This is a genomic window from Flagellimonas sp. B-3, assembly GCF_056857835.1.
Genome location: NZ_JBSXNW010000013.1, coordinates 1 through 17,609, shown reverse-complemented (window position 1 = coordinate 17,609; position 17,609 = coordinate 1). Strand labels below are relative to the sequence as shown.

The following is a 17,609-nucleotide window of genomic DNA, read 5'->3' as shown; positions in this document are numbered from 1 at the left end:
ATCATCGGCATTGTCCCCGGTTCCATCACCATCGGTATCGGTATCCTCGGAATCATCTTTCGGGAAAGCGTCCTCAGCATCAGGAGTACCGTCGTTGTCATCGTCCTCATCGGCATTGTCTCCCGTACCGTCACCATCGGTGTCGGTATCCTCCGAATCATCCTTCGGGAAGGCATCCTCGGCATCAGGAGTGCCGTCGTTGTCATCGTCTTCATCGGCATTGTCGCCGGTTCCATCTCCGTCCGTGTCTGTGTCTTCCGAATCATCCTTTGGGAAGGCGTCCTCGGCATCGGGAGTACCGTCGTTGTCATCGTCCTCGTCGGCATTGTCGCCCGTTCCGTCACCATCGGTATCGGTATCCTCAGAATCATCCTTCGGGAAGGCGTCTTCAGAATCAGGGGTACCGTCGTTGTCATCGTCGTCATCGGCATTGTCGCCGGTTCCGTCACCATCGGTATCGGTGTCTTCGGAATCATCTTTTGGGAAATCGTCCTCAGAATCAGGTGTACCGTCGTTGTCGTCGTCCTCGTCGGCATTGTCACCCGTTCCGTCCCCATCGGTATCGGTGTCCTCGGAAGGGTCCAATGGAAAATCATCCTCGGCATCGGGTGTGCCGTCGTTGTCGTCGTCCTCGTCGGCATTGTCGCCGGTTCCGTCACCATCGGTATCGGTGTCCTCGGAAGGGTCCAATGGGAAATCATCCTCAGCGTCAGGTGTACCATCCCCATCATCATCTTCATCATCTTCGTTGGGCACTCCGTCACCATCAGTATCTTGGGCAGCATTGATGTCTGCTGTATGGGTAGCGGCACTTAAGGCATCATCACCATCCTTTACCTTGAAGGAGAAAGAGGAATAGGATGCGCCGTATTCCCCATCTGCCGTTGTGAAGACAAGTAGGGTTACGTCATCGATCATATCATTTAACTGTACGGGAGAGCCATTGTATTCCAAAGTACCTTTTATCGGAAGGGAGATTACTTGTATGCCATTAAAAGTGTCGCCTGGATCAGCATCGGAGAAGTTAAAATCATCTGTTTTAAAGGTATATCCAGAATCCTGAACCACTTCCAAGGTAACATCTCCACCTTCTGGAGCATCGTTCACATTGGTGATGTTCAAAGTGACGGTCACTGTCTCCGAAAAAGAAACAGCATCCTCGAAATTGTAAGTAAAACTATCCGTTGCAGCTTCATCGCCATTATGCTCATAAGTAAAAGTACCATCAGCATTAAAGGTAAAAGAGGTTGCGCTGGATGGGTTTGAGATGATGTGGTAAATTCTATCATCACCGTCCACTTCAACATCGTTGGTGGAGACATCATCGTTTAAGATGGCGTTTTCATCCAAAGTAAAGGAATCTGCTACCGCTGTCGGGGTATCGTCCACAGCGGTAATGGACAAGGTTAGCGTTGCGGTTACCTTGGTTCCTGCATCATCCAGTTCATAGATGACGGCATCACTTCCAAATTCGTTTTCATTTGGGGTATAGACTATTGTATTGTTTTCATCCACCACTGCGGAACCTTTGGCTCCTTGTGTAATGATGCTTACCGTTGGTGTATTGTTGGTGTCGTAGACATCATTGTACAAAACATCGATAGGGTCGGATACGGTATCCTCGTCCAATACGGCCAAATCGTTCTTTGCACCGACCACCAAGGCCAGGTCGAACGGACCAAAGGATTCGGTTCCGGTATTCCCAGCATTGTCTTTCGCCTCTGCATGGATGTACCATCCCGTACCGCCATTGGAAAACGAAGTGGTCTTGGATTGACTGTTGCTCCAAGAGGTCCACAAATTGCTGTCTGATGCCGGTGGATTGCTGTCCTGAATCAAAACATAACGTTGAACATCAAATCCACTTCCATCATTTTCATCCTGAAAGGTCAACAGAATATCGGTGTCCGTATCAATAGATCCGCTATTCGGTGTGGCCGATAAGGTAGGCTCGGTAATATCGTGGGTAATGGTCAACGTTCGAAAGAACGGCTCTGACCAAACCCCTGTACTGGTCTGTACACGAAGGCTAATGATGTATTCTGCGGTTACGTTGTTGTAAGTGGAGAAATCCGTCATCTCGGTAGTGGAGTTGTGGATTTCGGTATCCGTCGGATTCCCTTCGCTGTCGAACACCCTTTGGGTCACGATCCACTCCTCGTTGGAAAGTGTTCGTCCGTAAGGATCGATAGAGTTGTTTTCTATATTGATATTCATGGAGCCAGAGTAGGTAAACAGTGCATCCGGTTGAATATTGAACTGTGCTACGGGCAGGTCTTCACTGGTTGATGAACTGCTGCTGTCCACCAAGATATAGGCACTTGATGGGCTACTCCACACCCCTTGATGGTCCTGTACGTTCAGCATGACCAGATACTCTCCATCGGCAGCGGAATTCTTATCGAACATTCCGTTCGTCCAGCCTACGGTGGACGCAGCATCCACGGGTTTCCATTTCCATTCGGTCTGGGCAATGCCATTGTTGGCACCGCCATCCAAGTCGTAAGAAGTATCATTGAACACGCCGGTGTCCGAACTATAGGAGAAGCTCGCCACTGGTTTTCTGTGGAAATACAGGGTAGTGGGGGAGGTGGGGAGGTCTTCGAAGGTAAAGGAGTACTTTCCTGGTTTTTCATAGAATTCCGGTACATCTTCCAAATAAAGACCGCTCCAGGAAACTCTTCCCTGATTATTGGGGAAGAAGGTTTCATCATGTGTTATTTTCCATCTACCGCTCGGATAACTTGCATTGGCGGTACTGGTTTTCATTTCGGAAGGATCAACGGCTATTTCAACGCTGGTCCCAGCAATAAAGTAGTCCCCTTCGGTCACGGTAAGCAACTGGTATTGCTCATAAATATATTGGGCCATATCATCCATCCAAGTGGACCAGCTTCCCATATCCCGGTTAACAAAGGTTCCCTTGTTATTGTTCTGTTGTACAAAGCGCTCGAACTGGGCTTGGTTGTCGTTCAATCCCCACCCGATATAGTGAATGTCCTCATTGATGGTGCGCATCAATATTTCGGCCAGATCTTGGTCATTGTCGAAATCAGCAACTTCCTGATCATCAAGGTTCACATTGAATCGCATAGCGCTGTTTCTCCATTGAGGCTCCCTAAGTACGTCCTTGAACTTTTTAAGGGTCAAAGAGGTCACTTCAATGTTTTTGAAGGTGGCGTAGGGTTGACTGTTGGAAAAGAACCCATAACTGCCACCTATTTCGGAAGGAGCCGTATAATCGATCAACAGGTTGTCGTCCAACCAAATTTTGGCCCTGTTGCCTTTGACCTCTAGTTTTAGATGGTACCATTGGTTTGGGTTAAAGATAACTGAGTGTGCTGACTGCAATCCTTGAATATAATGTTGGGGATTGGAGTTTCCATCACTTCTGGTGATTTGGTAAAGACCTGTTGCAAAACCGTCTCCTGGAATAAATTCATTGGTACTAAAGCTTCTATCGGCCCCGGAAAGGTTGAACAGGTAGGCACCAATGGGCGAGTTGGGAATACCGAAGTTGATACCCATATCATCATTATCGGTATTGGTCGTCCTGAAATCCACTTCCATGGTGTAATTGGAGGAATCGAAAACGGGATCGTAGAAACCGGCCAATTTATCGTTGTTTACCCGCCTGATGACCTTGTCGGCATCGACAAATTCCCAAGTCTCCGGGTTATAGCCCCAACGGGTCCAATTGTTAAAGATTGCAGCCGCATCCTCTGAGTTGGAGGAGATGGTCGTTCGTTCAAAACCCTGTACATAGAGTTTGTCAGCGGGGATACCTTTGCTTTCCAAGGCAGCTCCGAGGTCCGCTTCGAACGTATCTATATTTTCATCGGTAATACCTACCGTCAGCACCACATCAATATTGGGGCCTTGCTGTACTTCCATGTTTACCGATTGGCCGAACATGGATTCCCATCCCAGCACAAAAAACAATAGGGTGATGAAGTGGGAATAATGAAGGTTGATCTGTTTCATTTTGGTCAAATTTGTATTTGGATTTTGGCTATGTTAATCGAAAATGGTCTTGGTATTGCTCAAGGGCCTTACGGAAAAATCAAAGGTCATTTCCTCTCCCATTTCGTCACAACTTGAGCTGGAAGCCACGTTGAAACCTGTTCCAGAGGCTATGTTTTCCAAAAGGGATATCCCTGCAGCGTTTTTGGCCAATGAGCAGGAGTATACAAAAACGGTAACACCCGTGTTGGCGCTGAAATCCGATGGATCCAATTGCTGCCCCAAAGCTGCTGCCGTGTAGGACCGCCCCCCAAAATCGATGGATGCATCTGAAGATGGTGCAAAAAGATGAATGTTTTTGACACTAGGGTTGTTGGCCAAGGCCTGCTTTAGGGTTTTGGCCAAGGTAACAGATGTTTTGGCCTCGATTAGTGCAACATTTACAGGTAAGGAAGCGATGAGCCCTCCGCTATTGGGAAAGTCGGAATCCAATATTACAACCTCATCCGTTTGGGCCATGGAGACGCTCAAGGTCAATGAAAATAAGAGCAGGAAGCTGAGGATGTTTCTTTGGTTAAAAAAGGTTTTCATTTGTTAATCTAGTTTAGGTTTTTATTGTTTTTAATGTTGTTCGGAAAAGGCATAAGGAATCCTGGCCGCCTGTTTGCAGCTTTTTTTCTTTTGCCTTGGATTTAGGTTTGCTAAATCAGGTCGCCAATGATTGCTTGAAAAATATTATGGGTCGGGAAATGTATTTTTATGTCATATTGCTAGGGAACTATTTTTATTTGAAAGGATTTTTTCATTGTTTTTCGCACAATTCAAATCCTAATTGCGTACAATTTTTCTTTCATTCGCTATAAGAAACGGGAAGTGTTTTTTTTTAGTATTAGAAAAAGTTCCGGAAATTGACATATATCAATTTGAGGGAAATTTTTAACAGAAATGCAAGACAATAGGATGAAATCTATGTGTCTGGGGATTACTAAATACTCTTCTTAGATGAATTCTCCCTTAAAGAAATTGTTGGTGGAACGCAAGTAGGGAGCAAAGCTTAATCTCTTTCTTTCAAGAGTCTGGATAACGTCTCAGGTCTTATGGCCAAATATGACGCTAAATGCTTTCGTGGGATTCGCTCTACAATTTGTGGTTTCATGTTTTCCATATAGTAGGCCAACCTCTTTTGGGCATTGGGAATTCTTGCCAAATAAACCCTGTGTTCGGCAAGGATATAATATTCCTCTAGCAGGATACGGTTGATGTGTTGCATTTCCTGAAAATTATTTAAACAATACTTATAGTCTTCATATTCCATGTAATCACAATGGGTCTCTTCCAGGCTTTGTATGTTTTCTTGACAAGGCTCATTTCTAAAAAAACCGGTAATGGAGGTGAATACCTCATTTTCAGCGTCCACCCAAGTTGTTAATTCTTTACCGTCACTTATAAAATAACCACGGACCATTCCTTTTTTAATAAGATAGAGACGATTGCAAATTTCTCCAGCTTTGCTGACAAGTTGGTTTTTTTCGAAGGAACAACTTTTGATATGCTCAGCAAGATAATTCTTTAGACCAGGGCCCAAGGGGTATATGGAGTTGAGGTATAAAATGATAAATAGATTTTTCTCTGTATTCCTTTTAGGCAACATAAAATTAATTTGTTCGGTTCCCGAAAATAATATATCGAAAAGTTTTAAGCATATCCAGAATTGCTTTTTTAATTGGTCAGGAAAGGGCGGATACAGAAAACAATTAAAAGTGGATTTTTTGAACAATCGCAAGTTTTGTTTTAGAAGCTTGTTGCTCAACTAGTTATTGATATTTTGACATGCTATTTCCGGCATTTCTGCCTAACGCATGGATCTAGGAAAATCTCTTTCGAGAGACCCTTTAAAAACCCAATAGCAGAACATAGTTTTTTCTACCAATCATCCCCATAGCAGTCGGTCAATATCGTAACGAGTTGATCTTCAAAAACGGGTTTTACCAAATAATCACTTAATTCTTTAAACTCCTTGGCCTTGGATCGATCCCGTTGGTCTTTCGATGAAGTTACCATGTAAATTTTTATAGAACTGGTTAAATTAGCCTTGAGCTTTTGGAATTCGGCCAAAAAGCCCCATCCGTCCAAAACTGGCATATTGATGTCCAACAGTATGATGCCGGGCAGTTCCAAGTCTTCTTGAATACACTTTTTTAATTGCGTTATCGCGTTTTCCCCATCATCAAAAGAAACGACAGCAATATTCTCGGATAGATGGTCCAAAACCTTTTTGGTTACATGTACATATACCTCATCATCGTCTATCAACCATATATTGACGTTTTTCATTTTCCTTGTAGTTTATTAAGATTGTCAAAATTACCCCCAAAAAAATAAATGTATGGATATATAAAAGCTAGTGGGGATGTTGTCCTTTGTATATCCTGGGCGAATATATAAATATTAACATTTTATTTAAATTTTTTATTGTAAAAAAAATATTACACATATCATAAGAAAAAATTATTTTTAACCTGAATTTAGATAAGAACAAAAAATTGTTGTCCTGAATAATTTTGACAACTAGGTTTCGTTATTTTTTAATCAACCAAGAATAAATGTTCCCCAATCGTTATGCCTCTAATCCTTTAGAGGATATTGTTTTTGAATGTTGTCCCAATCCCATGTGGATTTATGATGTGAACAGCTTAAAATTTCTCAGGGTAAACAAGGAGGCTGTCCGTTGCTACGGTTATACGGAAAAAGAATTTCTGGCCATGACCCTAGAGGATATAAGACCCAAAGGAGATGTATTGAAATTGGTTGCCGCCATCGACCATATAGAAAATAGGTCCGGTGCATTTAAGGAAGGTTACTTTAGGCATCGGAAAAAGGATGGGGCCGTCTTTCCTGTTCAACTGAAAGGGAGCTTGATTTCCTATTTCGGAAGAAAAGCTGAGTTGGTCACGGCAATCGATATCTCTGATAGCACTGATTGTAAAAGACAGCAATATTATCATAAAAGGTTATTCCAATGCATCACGGACATAAACAATAATCTGATAAGGAACGAAAATTGGCTAGAGGCATTGGATGCGTGTTTTTCGATTCTATGTGAAAACTTAAAAATTAATCGGGCATATTTCCTGCAAAGTGATGTACTGGATGACTCCATAACCTTGAGATTGTACAAAGTAAGGCAGGTAAGGAGTGATGGTGATATGGGTCTTTGTAAAGAATATCTCCCTTTTCCCTTATTGAAGCTTTTGTTGGGACCTATCAGAAAGGGCCGTAAACTAAAAAAGAACTTTTCAGCATTGAAGGACACCTCCGAAAAGGATGTTTTTAAATCCCGGCAGATAAAATCCCTATTTGCGATTCCCGTCATAGTACACAAAAAAGTTAGGGGTGTCATAGGACTTGAGGATTGCCACGAGGAGCGCGAATGGACAGGAGAGGAACAACAAGTACTACATGTGTTGGCATCCAATCTTTCACATCTGATCAATCAGTCGGACTCCTTGGATAAGTTGCGGACAAGTGAAAAAAAGTTCAGGTCTTTAGTGCAAAATGGCACGGATTTTATTTCCATATTGAATGTTAATGGGACATATGCTTATGCTTCTCCAACCTATAAGAGCCATTTGGGCTATGAGCCGGATTCACTGTTTGGAACCAATTATTTTGATCATGTCCATACATCGGATATATCCAAAGTGGAGAAAGCGTTCAAAAAGAGTTTGGGCAGGGATAATATGGCTATGTCACTTTATCGCTTTAAGGGCTCTACAGGTAAGTGGAAATGGATGGAAGCCATCATAACCAATCGGTTATCCGATCCCAATATCCAGGGTATTGTTGTGAACAAAGCAGATGTTACGGATGAGGTTTCCCAAAAAATTAGAAAGGAACTGGTCCTATCCATTTCAAAGAGACTGGGGATGTCGAGTACCCTGGAAGACTTATTGGTTTACGCGCAAGAAGAAATCGGTAAGATCACAAATTGTTTGGCCAGTGAGATATGGATAAAATCCAAGGATGAAACAGTTCTGCACTTGAATTCCAGTTATTTCCAGAAGAAGGATGGCAACATTTTCCTTGGTATGGAAGAAACGCCTGGACACTTTGAGATGGGCCAAGGACTTCCGGGGAAGGTTTGGTCTTCCCAAAAGCTTATGATATGGGACCGTATACAATTGATGGAGCAAAGGGAACAATTCCAACCGAATTGAAGACAGTGGCCGGTATGCCCATAATGCATGGAACAGCGTTTATGGGTTGTGCAATCCTGTTCTTTGACCAACAAAAAGATTCACTGGGATTGACCATACGGAGTATTGAGGGCTTGGGTCTTGATTTGGGCGGTGTGATCGGTCAGAAGATGGTGGAGGAGGAGTACAGGGAGTTTTTTGAGATTTCACCAGATCCCTTTTGCGTGATAGGATATGATGGAAGAATCAAATTGGTGAACAATGCATGTACCAAGGTGCTCGGATTTTCCAAGGAAGAGTTTACGGGAGCTTTCTATAATCGTTTTGTACATAAATCGGATAGACGGAAAATAGTCCGAAAATTTATCGATGGGATTACTACCGATGTCAAAATGGACAATGAAATCCGAATGGTCACAGCGACCAATGAAGAACGGTGGCTTGTTTGGTCAACTACCCTGAAGCGCGATCAAAATCTAATATTCGCGGTGGCCAAGGATATTACGGAGCTCAAACGTGCGGAAATTGATATGGAAGCAACTTTAGTAAGACTTCAACAGGCACAACGATTGGGTAAACTAGGCTGGTGGTATAGAAACCTGAACTCTCAAGATTCCGAGTGGAGCCCTGAAGTCTATACCATTCATGGATATATCCCGGAGAATTTCAAACCTACCCATAAAAATGTGATCAGGACGTTCCATCCGGATGATAGGTATCTTGTGGAAGACGACCCCAAAAACCATCTCCAACCTGGGGAAATCAAGGCATTTGAACATCGGATTATCACCGCTCAAGGGGCTGTTAAATGGGTGCATCAAGAAATTCAAATGATCAAAGGTGAAAATGGGAAGCCCTCACATATTGAGGGGACCATTCAAGATATTACGGAAAGGAAGGAATATGAGCAACAATTGGAAGTGAGCAACAATAGGTTTCTGTTGGCCATGTTGGCCAGTAACCAAGTCATTTGGGAATGGAATGTCAAGGAGGGCTACATGCACTATAGTCATGTCAAGGAAGATGGCAAGGAACAAATAATAAAGGAACCGTTTACCAGGGAAAACACTTGGTTTGCCAAAATGCATCAAGAGGATCGGTCACAAGTATGGGATACACTGATTCAAGAATCATTTATGCACCAAAATAGTATTGATGGCTCCATAGAATACCGTGTGATTGGAGCCGATGGATCGATCAAGTACGTTGTGGACAAATACCGGACACAAAGAGGGAAGGATGGCGGTTTGATCAAGGTTATCGGATGTGTATTGGATATGACAAAATCCATCGACCAGATCGAACGCATTAAAAGTCAAAATAAGGTTTTGACCGAAATCGCATGGCGGCAATCCCACGCGGTCCGCGGTCCGCTCACTCGGATAATGGCGTTGCTGAAGCATAGTAGGCTCCAAGGTGACAAGAAAATCCCTACAGAAGATCTGCTTCAAATGATTTCTATCTCAGTAAATGAGATAGATCAAGAATTACATAAAATTATAGAGATAACAGAAAGCAAATAGCACAATGGACAAGGAAATACTTTTGATTGATGATGATGCCATTACAAATTTTTTGAACCAAGATCTTATCGAGTATAAGTTCCCAGGAATTTCAATAACTGTTTTTTATAATGGAGGGGATGCCCTAAAGTATATTTTGGACAATGAACAAAAAGGTTTTATTGTCTTTTTGGATTTGAACATGCCTATGATGAACGGGTGGGAATTTCTTGAAATATTGGAACCCAAGTTAGATGGTCGTTCCATTGAAATTCATGTTTTGAGCTCATCCATAAACCCACTGGACAAAACTAGGGCGCTGCAATGTAACATTGTTGAATCCTTTGTTGAGAAGCCTTTGGATGAAGATCTTTTGGAAGGGTTGTTTACTGGGGTCATCAAAAAGGACAAACCGTAACCCCGGCCCAAGGGAATCATCTTGAATCCAGTTGAATTGAAGATGTCCATTATGATAATTAATCGATGTCAAAAAGTATGGGATGTCTCCACCGAGTATTGGAAGTAGCTGCCCTGTTTATACCCGTTGCAAAATAGGATATTTTTAAAGAAGAATACGCTACCCTTTCTACCGGCCCAAAGGGCCAGACCTCTTGTAATGCTATTACTGGCAGAAACTAATTTTGATGCACAATTAAGTGCAAAACACGCCATTTTTGGGGTAAACTACTTCGTGGTATTCCATAAAAAAATATGGGAAATTGACAAATATCAATTCCGGGCCATTTTTTTTAAATAAAATTCAAAGACATCCGTTTCTTACAAAATCGGTAAGTATTTAACTGTGGCATCATCAAGCTCAAAGTTTGAATATGATGAAACCATAAATGGTAGACCACAAAAAAATGAAATAAGCTTACTACAGGCCTTTGTTAAACTATAATACCAAAAATGGAGAAACCAAACCAACCAACGAACCAACAAAAAAATAGATTCTTTCAAGTTTTATTCAATAAAGCCGGTTCAAAGAGTCATCACATGTGGCCGAAGATCTTTTTAGTGGCCATGCTATTGTTCAATGGAATCCTGCTACATGCACAGATTACGGTTTCCGGAGGGGATGTACCAACATCGATCCCTTCCAGTACGGCAACAATTGTGGCACCTGAACTCACCGTATCTGCTACAGCTGACATCACGGATTTTACCATTTCGATCACCGACTCGTACTCGACCAGCGACATTTTATCCTATATGGGAGGACTTCCATCGGGTGTGACCACTAGCGGATGGAATGGCAATACCCGATCGATTGTGTTCAAGGGCACCAAAACGGCCAGTGAATGGCAAGCTTTTTTGCGGACCATAACAATAACGACGGGAAGTGTCTGTTCACCCGAGACCCGAAAGGTATCCTTTGTCGCAGGGGAAACCTTTTACAATCCCATCAATGGACATTATTATCGCTTGACGGCCACTACCTCAAGCTGGACATCGGCCAAAAGCACTTCATCCTCCACCTCCTATTATGGAAGGGAGGGATACTTGGTTACCCTTACCAATGCCGCGGAAAATACCTTTGTGTCGAGACTGGTTGGGGAAAACTCATGGATGGGGGCTTCCGATGACTATCAGTTGATCAATGAAGCTGTGGGCTATACGCTTTACGGGGACCAAACTGCCGCCGAAGGCAAATTTTATTGGGTGACCGGACCTGAGAAAGGGACCCAACTGACCACGACAAATGGCGATGCGGGTTGGATAACCGGCGTTTACCAAAATTGGAGAACTGGTGAACCCAATAATTCTGGTACAGAACATTACGGACATGTTTACGCGGGTACTGCAGGTGATTGGAATGATTTTCCGAATTCCATCAATATTAAGGGAATCATGGAGTTCGGGGATATGCCCAATGACCAGATACTGGCATCCCCGCATTTCACCAAGGGTATTACCGTACAAGGCGCGCCCAGCGGAAGCATTTCTGGTGGCGGGGTAAGTGTCTGCCCTGGAGTGAACTCAACGACCCTTACCTTATCGGGCCTAGTGGGTTCGGTGGTGCGTTGGGAAAGTTCGGTGGATAATTTCATTACCACAGGGACCACGATCAACAATACATCGACTTCCTTGACAGTAGCCAATATTTCCGAGACCATGTATTACCGTGCAGTGGTCAACTCTACTTCCCCGAGCACATGCACAGGCCTTGTGACCTCAAGCACACCCATATATGTGGAAGAAGCCAATGCGGGCAACGTTTTTGCAGAGAACACTACCGTTTGTGCAGGTTCCGATGTGGCCTTGTTTGTATCCGGCCAAACGGGGGAGGTGCAAAAATGGCAACGTTCCACGGATAATGTGAATTGGACGGATATAGCCAATACCAGCACAAGCTTGAGCGAGACCATAAGCACTACGGGAACCTATTATTATCGGGTTTTTGTTCAAGTGCCCGGTTGTGGCTCGGCCGTGGCCTCCGCATCAAAGGAGATTACCGTTGTCAGTGGCACCGCCCCGGTGGGGGGACAGGTAAGCTCCGCTGCCCATGGGTCCTCCACGAATTCGGGAACCTTGACCTTGACGGGTTATACGGGCAGTATCACCAAATGGCAACAATCCACCGACAATGGGATTATTTGGTCGGATATTGCCAATACCACGGACACCTATGCTTATGCCAATATTGCCGTCGACACCCAATTTAGGGCGGTATTGACCAATGGTGGCTGTGGGAACGCTGTCAGTGGCGTGGGATCGGTAACCATATTTTCACCTCCTACAATAGTGGACTTCTCACCAAAAACTGCGGGCAATGGAGAAACCATCACCTTTTCGGGAAGTAACTTTACAGGCACAACCTCAGTGCAGTTTGGTGGAACCGCTGCCACAAGCTTTAGCGTAGATTCAGACACTCAGATTACGGCTGTGGTAGGTGCGGGCTCTTCAGGAGATATTACGGTCACCAATCCCGCAGGAAGTGATGCCGTTTCGGGATTCATTTATAAAGTGGCCCAATACGACTTTGAGAACAATGCGAATGATGCCACAGCAAACAACCATGATGGTACTGAAGTCAACTCGGTTACCTACGAAACAGGCGCCCAAGGGCAGGCTATCTGTTTTGACAATGGCCCCGGGTTTGTCAAATTACCTGACAATTTGCTAAGCAGCCTTACTGAGTTTACCATCTCCCTGAGATTTAAAACAAGCACATCGGGAAGTATTTTGGGATATCAAAATGTCGAGGCCAATACTTCCAATAGCCCAAGCAATTGGATACCCATTTTAATGGTCACTTCGGATGGTAAGCTGAAAGGTACTTTATGGACCTCGAACAGTACCAGTCTACAGGCCATTTCAACAACGACGGTCAATGATGGGAACTGGCATCAAGTGGACCTCACTGCAGGTACCAATTCGGTCTCCATTTATTTGGATGGTAATTTGGAAGCCAATACAACAGGGGCAACCGTAGCCCACTTGGATATGGGCTTCAATCAATTGGGTTTTGCCTTTACCAACGGATACAATCTGTCCCCAACGACCTGGGAATATTTTAATGGCTGTATCGATGACCTGGTCATTATTGATAGGGCCCTTTCCAATGTTGAAATTGAGGAGGTCACGGCCTTACCAGAACCCACAATTGATTCCTTTACCCCTGCTGCGGCAGGACAGGAAGATACTATTGTGATCACAGGAACCAATTTTGATGGCGCGACCCAAGTCACCTTTGGTGGCATAGACGCCTTGTCCTTTACCGTGGATTCCAGCACCCAAATTACCGCCGTGGTGGGCCATGCCGGTGCGTCCGGAAATGTGGAGGTGACCACTGCTGGTGGAACTGATTCCCTTAGTGGTTTTACCTTCATCGAGCAGCCTATACTTTCCTATATTGCTGGAATTTCTTTGGCCTCCTTGGAGCGCTCATTGGACCTTTCCCCCAATCAAACAGGATCTTTGGGCTTTGGCTTTGATTCCTCCGGAACCAAACTGTATACTTTGGGCGCGGACGGTACCCAAGAAATTGACCAATACGAATTGACCGAGGCATTTAATATGGAGACCGCTATATATTTGCAAAGCTATGTGGTCAGTTCGACCAATCCATCTGAAATAAAATTCAACACGGATGGGTCAAAAATGTACGTGGGAAGTTATGTCAACAATGACGTGAAGGAATATGACCTATCAACGGCATACGACATTTCTACGGCCACTTATGTAGGTGCCTTCTCTTTTACTGCCCAGGAACAGAACCCCTTTGGTTTCGATTTCAATTTGGATGGAAGCAAAATGTATATGGTCGGTGATTTTTCAGATACGGTTTTTGTGTATGACCTGTCCACACCGTTCTCCATTAGCACAGCTTCTGTTACGGCCAATACCTACACAATAATCGAGGATGGCTCCGTTCGCGGAATCACCTTTGGTAAGGCAGGAAAAAAAATGTATCTCATGGGGGACCAGACCAATACCGTTTATGAGTATGATCTTGACCCAGCTTTTGATATCAACTCAGCAGCTTTAGCTGATTCTTATACCGTTTCAGAAGATGTATCCCCTTACGATGTGGAATTCAATACAACGAATGATAGGATGTTCGTAATTGGTCAGTCCAATTCCACCATTTTCGAATATTCCTTTGGCGCTTCCTATACCGAGAATCCAACCAATGACGGAAGCCTGGACAATTCAAAAGCACTGAAACTTCTTTTGGCCAACGATACCTTCGTGGATTTAGGTTCCGGTCAACTGACTGCTGCACAGGTCAACATTCCCAATCTTCCAGCTGGGTTGACCCCTGTATTTACCATTGATTCATCGATTGAAGCAACATTGACCTTTACCGGCAATGCCACTGATCATATTGATAGGGATGATGTGAACAATCTTCAATTTGTATTTACCAATGCCGCTTTTGCAAGGGGAAATGCCTCCATTGTGGAAAATTCAGGTTTAGGAAGTCCCTATAGTGCAGACGCGAGAATAGATTTTAATGACAATCCTCCTGTTATTGACAGCTTTACACCAACCAGCGGGGAGCCAGGTGATACGGTTGTCATAACGGGAAGCTATTTGGATGGAGCTACAGATGTGACCTTCGGTGGTACTTCGGCCGCTTCGTTCACAGTGGATTCTTCAACGCAAATAAGTGCTGTGGTCGATGAAGGAACTTCTGGTGATGTTGTGGTCACCAATGCGGCTGGAACCGCTGCCTTATCAGGCTTTACCTATCTATCTCCCGACTCTGACGGGGATGGTTTTCGGGACGATACGGACAACTGTGTTGCGATTTCCAATGCCGACCAATTGGATACAGATGGCGACGGGGAAGGTGATGCATGTGATACGGATGATGATGGCGATGGCACTCCAGATGTGGATGATGATTTCCCATTGGATGCTACCGAAGATACCGATACCGATGGTGATGGTATTGGTGACAATGCCGACACCGATGATGACAACGACCTGCTATTGGATAGCGAGGATCCCAATCCGTTGGCGGACACGCAGACCACTGCACCATCCTTGTTATTGCCCGCTTCGGATGGGACATCTTATGACAATCTGACCATACATTACTACGTACCCGAAACCCCATTGGCCAACAGTGTGCAAATTATTTTTAATTCTGTCGAGGATTCCAACAGCCCCATTACGCTGCAACTGGAAAATCCATTGGTCGACGAATTGAACACTATAGTTGTTGATGCTAAAAATCTTGCCTCGGCCACAGAAGTGGTTTCAGCGAGCAGCAGTGCTTTGATGCACGGTGTTGCTTATGACGTCATCTTGTTATATCAAGATGCAGCGGGCAATCCTTCGGCACAAGCAGTGAATACCGATCATACGATTGTTACGGATTTGGAATTCACCCATATCACAATGCATGCAAACAATGCTTCGCCCGAATTGGCCAGATCGGGTGACCGGATATCGGTGGAGTTTGGTTTCAACAAAGCGATGGATGAGGTGGCCCTTTCCATCCTTGGTACCACCATTATGTTCGATGACAGTGCTTTGATCGGAGAAAACACCTATTTGGGATGGATAGAAGTAAATGATGCTATGTTGGAAGGCCCTGTTGGTTTCACTTTAACGGCGAATCCATCCACTGATAATTTGGTGGCAACGGCAACAACCGACGGATCTTTGGTAACAATCGACACCACAGGCCCGCAGCCTAGCCTGATTATTGATGAATCCGTTTATCTGGGACCCTTTACCATACAATTACAGTTTTCTGAACCTGTGTTCGATCTGGCTCCAAACCCAGTAATTATTGCCCCGGATGGAAACGGACAGCCCATGGCTTCTTTCGGTGAACTCCAAGAGGTCACCCCAGGATTGGTCTACAACATTCCCGTTACCCCGTTGGTGCCCGGAGAACTGATGTTCTTCAACGATATGTACGGTATTGCAAGGGACGAGGCAGGTAACCCCACAGAACCCTTGGGCTTTGTCAACGGGACCTATTATGACCTGGACAACGACAATGATGGTATTGGGGACAGTACTGACCCCGATGATGATAATGATGGTGTTCCCGATGTCGAGGATGCTTTCCCCAATGACCCTAATGAGAGTGTGGACAGCGATGGTGACGGTGAAGGGGACAATGCTGATGATGATGATGACAATGACGGCACACCTGACGCTGAGGATGATTTTCCATTGGACCCTTCCGAGGACACCGACACTGACGGAGATGGAACTGGCGACAATGCCGATGAGGACGATGACAACGATGGCACTCCCGATGCCGAGGACGCCTTCCCAAAAGATGCTTCCGAGGATACCGATACCGATGGTGACGGTACGGGGGACAATAACGATGACGACATAGATGGGGACGGTATCCCCAACGGAGAAGATGTTTATCCCAATGGGGAAATCACCGATACCGACAATGACGGTGTTCCCGATGCTGAGGACGCCTTCCCCAACGATCCCAATGAAAGTGCGGACAGCGATGGGGATGGTCAAGGCGATAATGCCGACCCTGATGATGACAATGACGGAACCCCTGACAGTGAAGATGCCTTCCCGAAAGATGATTCGGAGGATACCGACACCGATGGTGATGGCCAGGGAGATAATGTGGATGATGACATTGATGGAGATGGAATTCCAAATGATCAGGATGTCTATCCCAATGGGGAAATCACCGATACCGACAATGACGGTGTTCCCGATGCCGAGGACGCTTTCCCCAACGATCCCAACGAGAGTGTGGACACCGATGGGGATGGTCAGGGCGATAATGCCGACCCCGACGATGACAATGATGGTACCCCTGATGCCGAAGATGCATTCCCGAAGGATGATTCGGAAGACACCGATACCGATGGGGACGGAACGGGCGACAATGCCGATGATGACGATGACAACGATGGTACACCGGATACGGAAGATGCCTTCCCTAAAGATCCTTCCGAGGATACCGATACCGATGGTGATGGAATCGGGGACAATGGAGATGGGGATGATGACAATGATGGCGTCCCGGACAGTGAGGATGACTTCCCAATGGATAGCGAACCTAGTATTGTCCCGGCTCAAGCGTTTACCCCAAATGGTGATGGCAACAACGATGCTTGGATCGTTCCGGGCATTGAAAACTATCCCAATAACCTTGTAAAGGTATTCAACCGTTACGGACATGAGGTATTTGGAACAAGGTCATACAAGAATGACTGGAAAGGCTTCTATAAGGGCAGAAGTGAAAAGCTTCCTGCGGGATCATACCTATACATCATAGACCTAGGGGACGGCAGTGCGCCGCTTCAGGGATGGATTTTCATCAATTATTGATACCAACAGAACAAAAAACACCATACAAAACGATGAGACTTTTTAATTATATACAACTAGTGGCCCTGTTTCTTCTGCTTTCCTTTAAAGCAAGCGCTCAACAGGACCCCAACTATACCTTTTACCGCTATAACATGAATATTTACAACCCTGCTTTTGCGGGAAG

General features: G+C 44.8%; 8 protein-coding genes. 4 read left to right on the top strand and 4 right to left on the bottom strand.

The window, feature by feature from the left end:
• The 4 genes from AC13CS_RS02320 to AC13CS_RS02305 form a co-directional block, all read right to left on the bottom strand.
• On the bottom strand, window positions 1-3,984 hold a 3,984-nt coding region (locus AC13CS_RS02320; protein ID WP_482888340.1), incomplete at its 3' end, for an Ig-like domain-containing protein.
• Window positions 3,985-4,017: 33 nt separating this feature from the next.
• Window positions 4,018-4,554: a DUF4347 domain-containing protein gene (locus tag AC13CS_RS02315; RefSeq protein ID WP_293169129.1), complete on the bottom strand. Its 537-nt coding sequence runs from the start codon at window positions 4,552-4,554 to the stop codon at window positions 4,018-4,020.
• A 463-nt stretch (window positions 4,555-5,017) separates the two neighbouring features.
• Entirely contained in the window at window positions 5,018-5,614 is a 597-nt protein-coding gene (locus AC13CS_RS02310) for a Crp/Fnr family transcriptional regulator (RefSeq protein WP_482888339.1), read from the bottom strand.
• Between the two features lie 272 nt (window positions 5,615-5,886).
• Entirely contained in the window at window positions 5,887-6,297 is a 411-nt protein-coding gene (locus AC13CS_RS02305; RefSeq protein ID WP_293169127.1) for a response regulator, read from the bottom strand.
• Window positions 6,298-6,566: 269 nt separating this feature from the next.
• Between AC13CS_RS02305 and AC13CS_RS02300 the strand changes: the two genes are divergently transcribed.
• The 4 genes from AC13CS_RS02300 to AC13CS_RS02285 all read left to right on the top strand — a co-directional run bounded on the left by AC13CS_RS02300 (window position 6,567) and on the right by AC13CS_RS02285 (window position 17,443).
• The gene (locus AC13CS_RS02300) at window positions 6,567-8,180 is read left to right on the top strand and encodes a PAS domain S-box protein (RefSeq protein ID WP_293169125.1); all 1,614 of its coding nucleotides are present in this window, start codon (window positions 6,567-6,569) and stop codon (window positions 8,178-8,180) included.
• The gene (locus tag AC13CS_RS02295; RefSeq protein WP_293169123.1) at window positions 8,129-9,682 is read left to right on the top strand and encodes a PAS domain-containing protein; all 1,554 of its coding nucleotides are present in this window, start codon (window positions 8,129-8,131) and stop codon (window positions 9,680-9,682) included. The genes AC13CS_RS02300 and AC13CS_RS02295 overlap by 52 nt, the downstream gene beginning before the upstream one ends.
• A 4-nt stretch (window positions 9,683-9,686) precedes the next feature.
• Window positions 9,687-10,079, top strand: a complete 393-nt coding sequence (locus AC13CS_RS02290; protein WP_293169121.1) for a response regulator — start codon at window positions 9,687-9,689, stop codon at window positions 10,077-10,079.
• A 578-nt stretch (window positions 10,080-10,657) separates the two neighbouring features.
• Entirely contained in the window at window positions 10,658-17,443 is a 6,786-nt protein-coding gene (locus tag AC13CS_RS02285) for a thrombospondin type 3 repeat-containing protein (RefSeq protein ID WP_293169119.1), read from the top strand.
• Window positions 17,444-17,609: the final 166 nt, after the last annotated feature.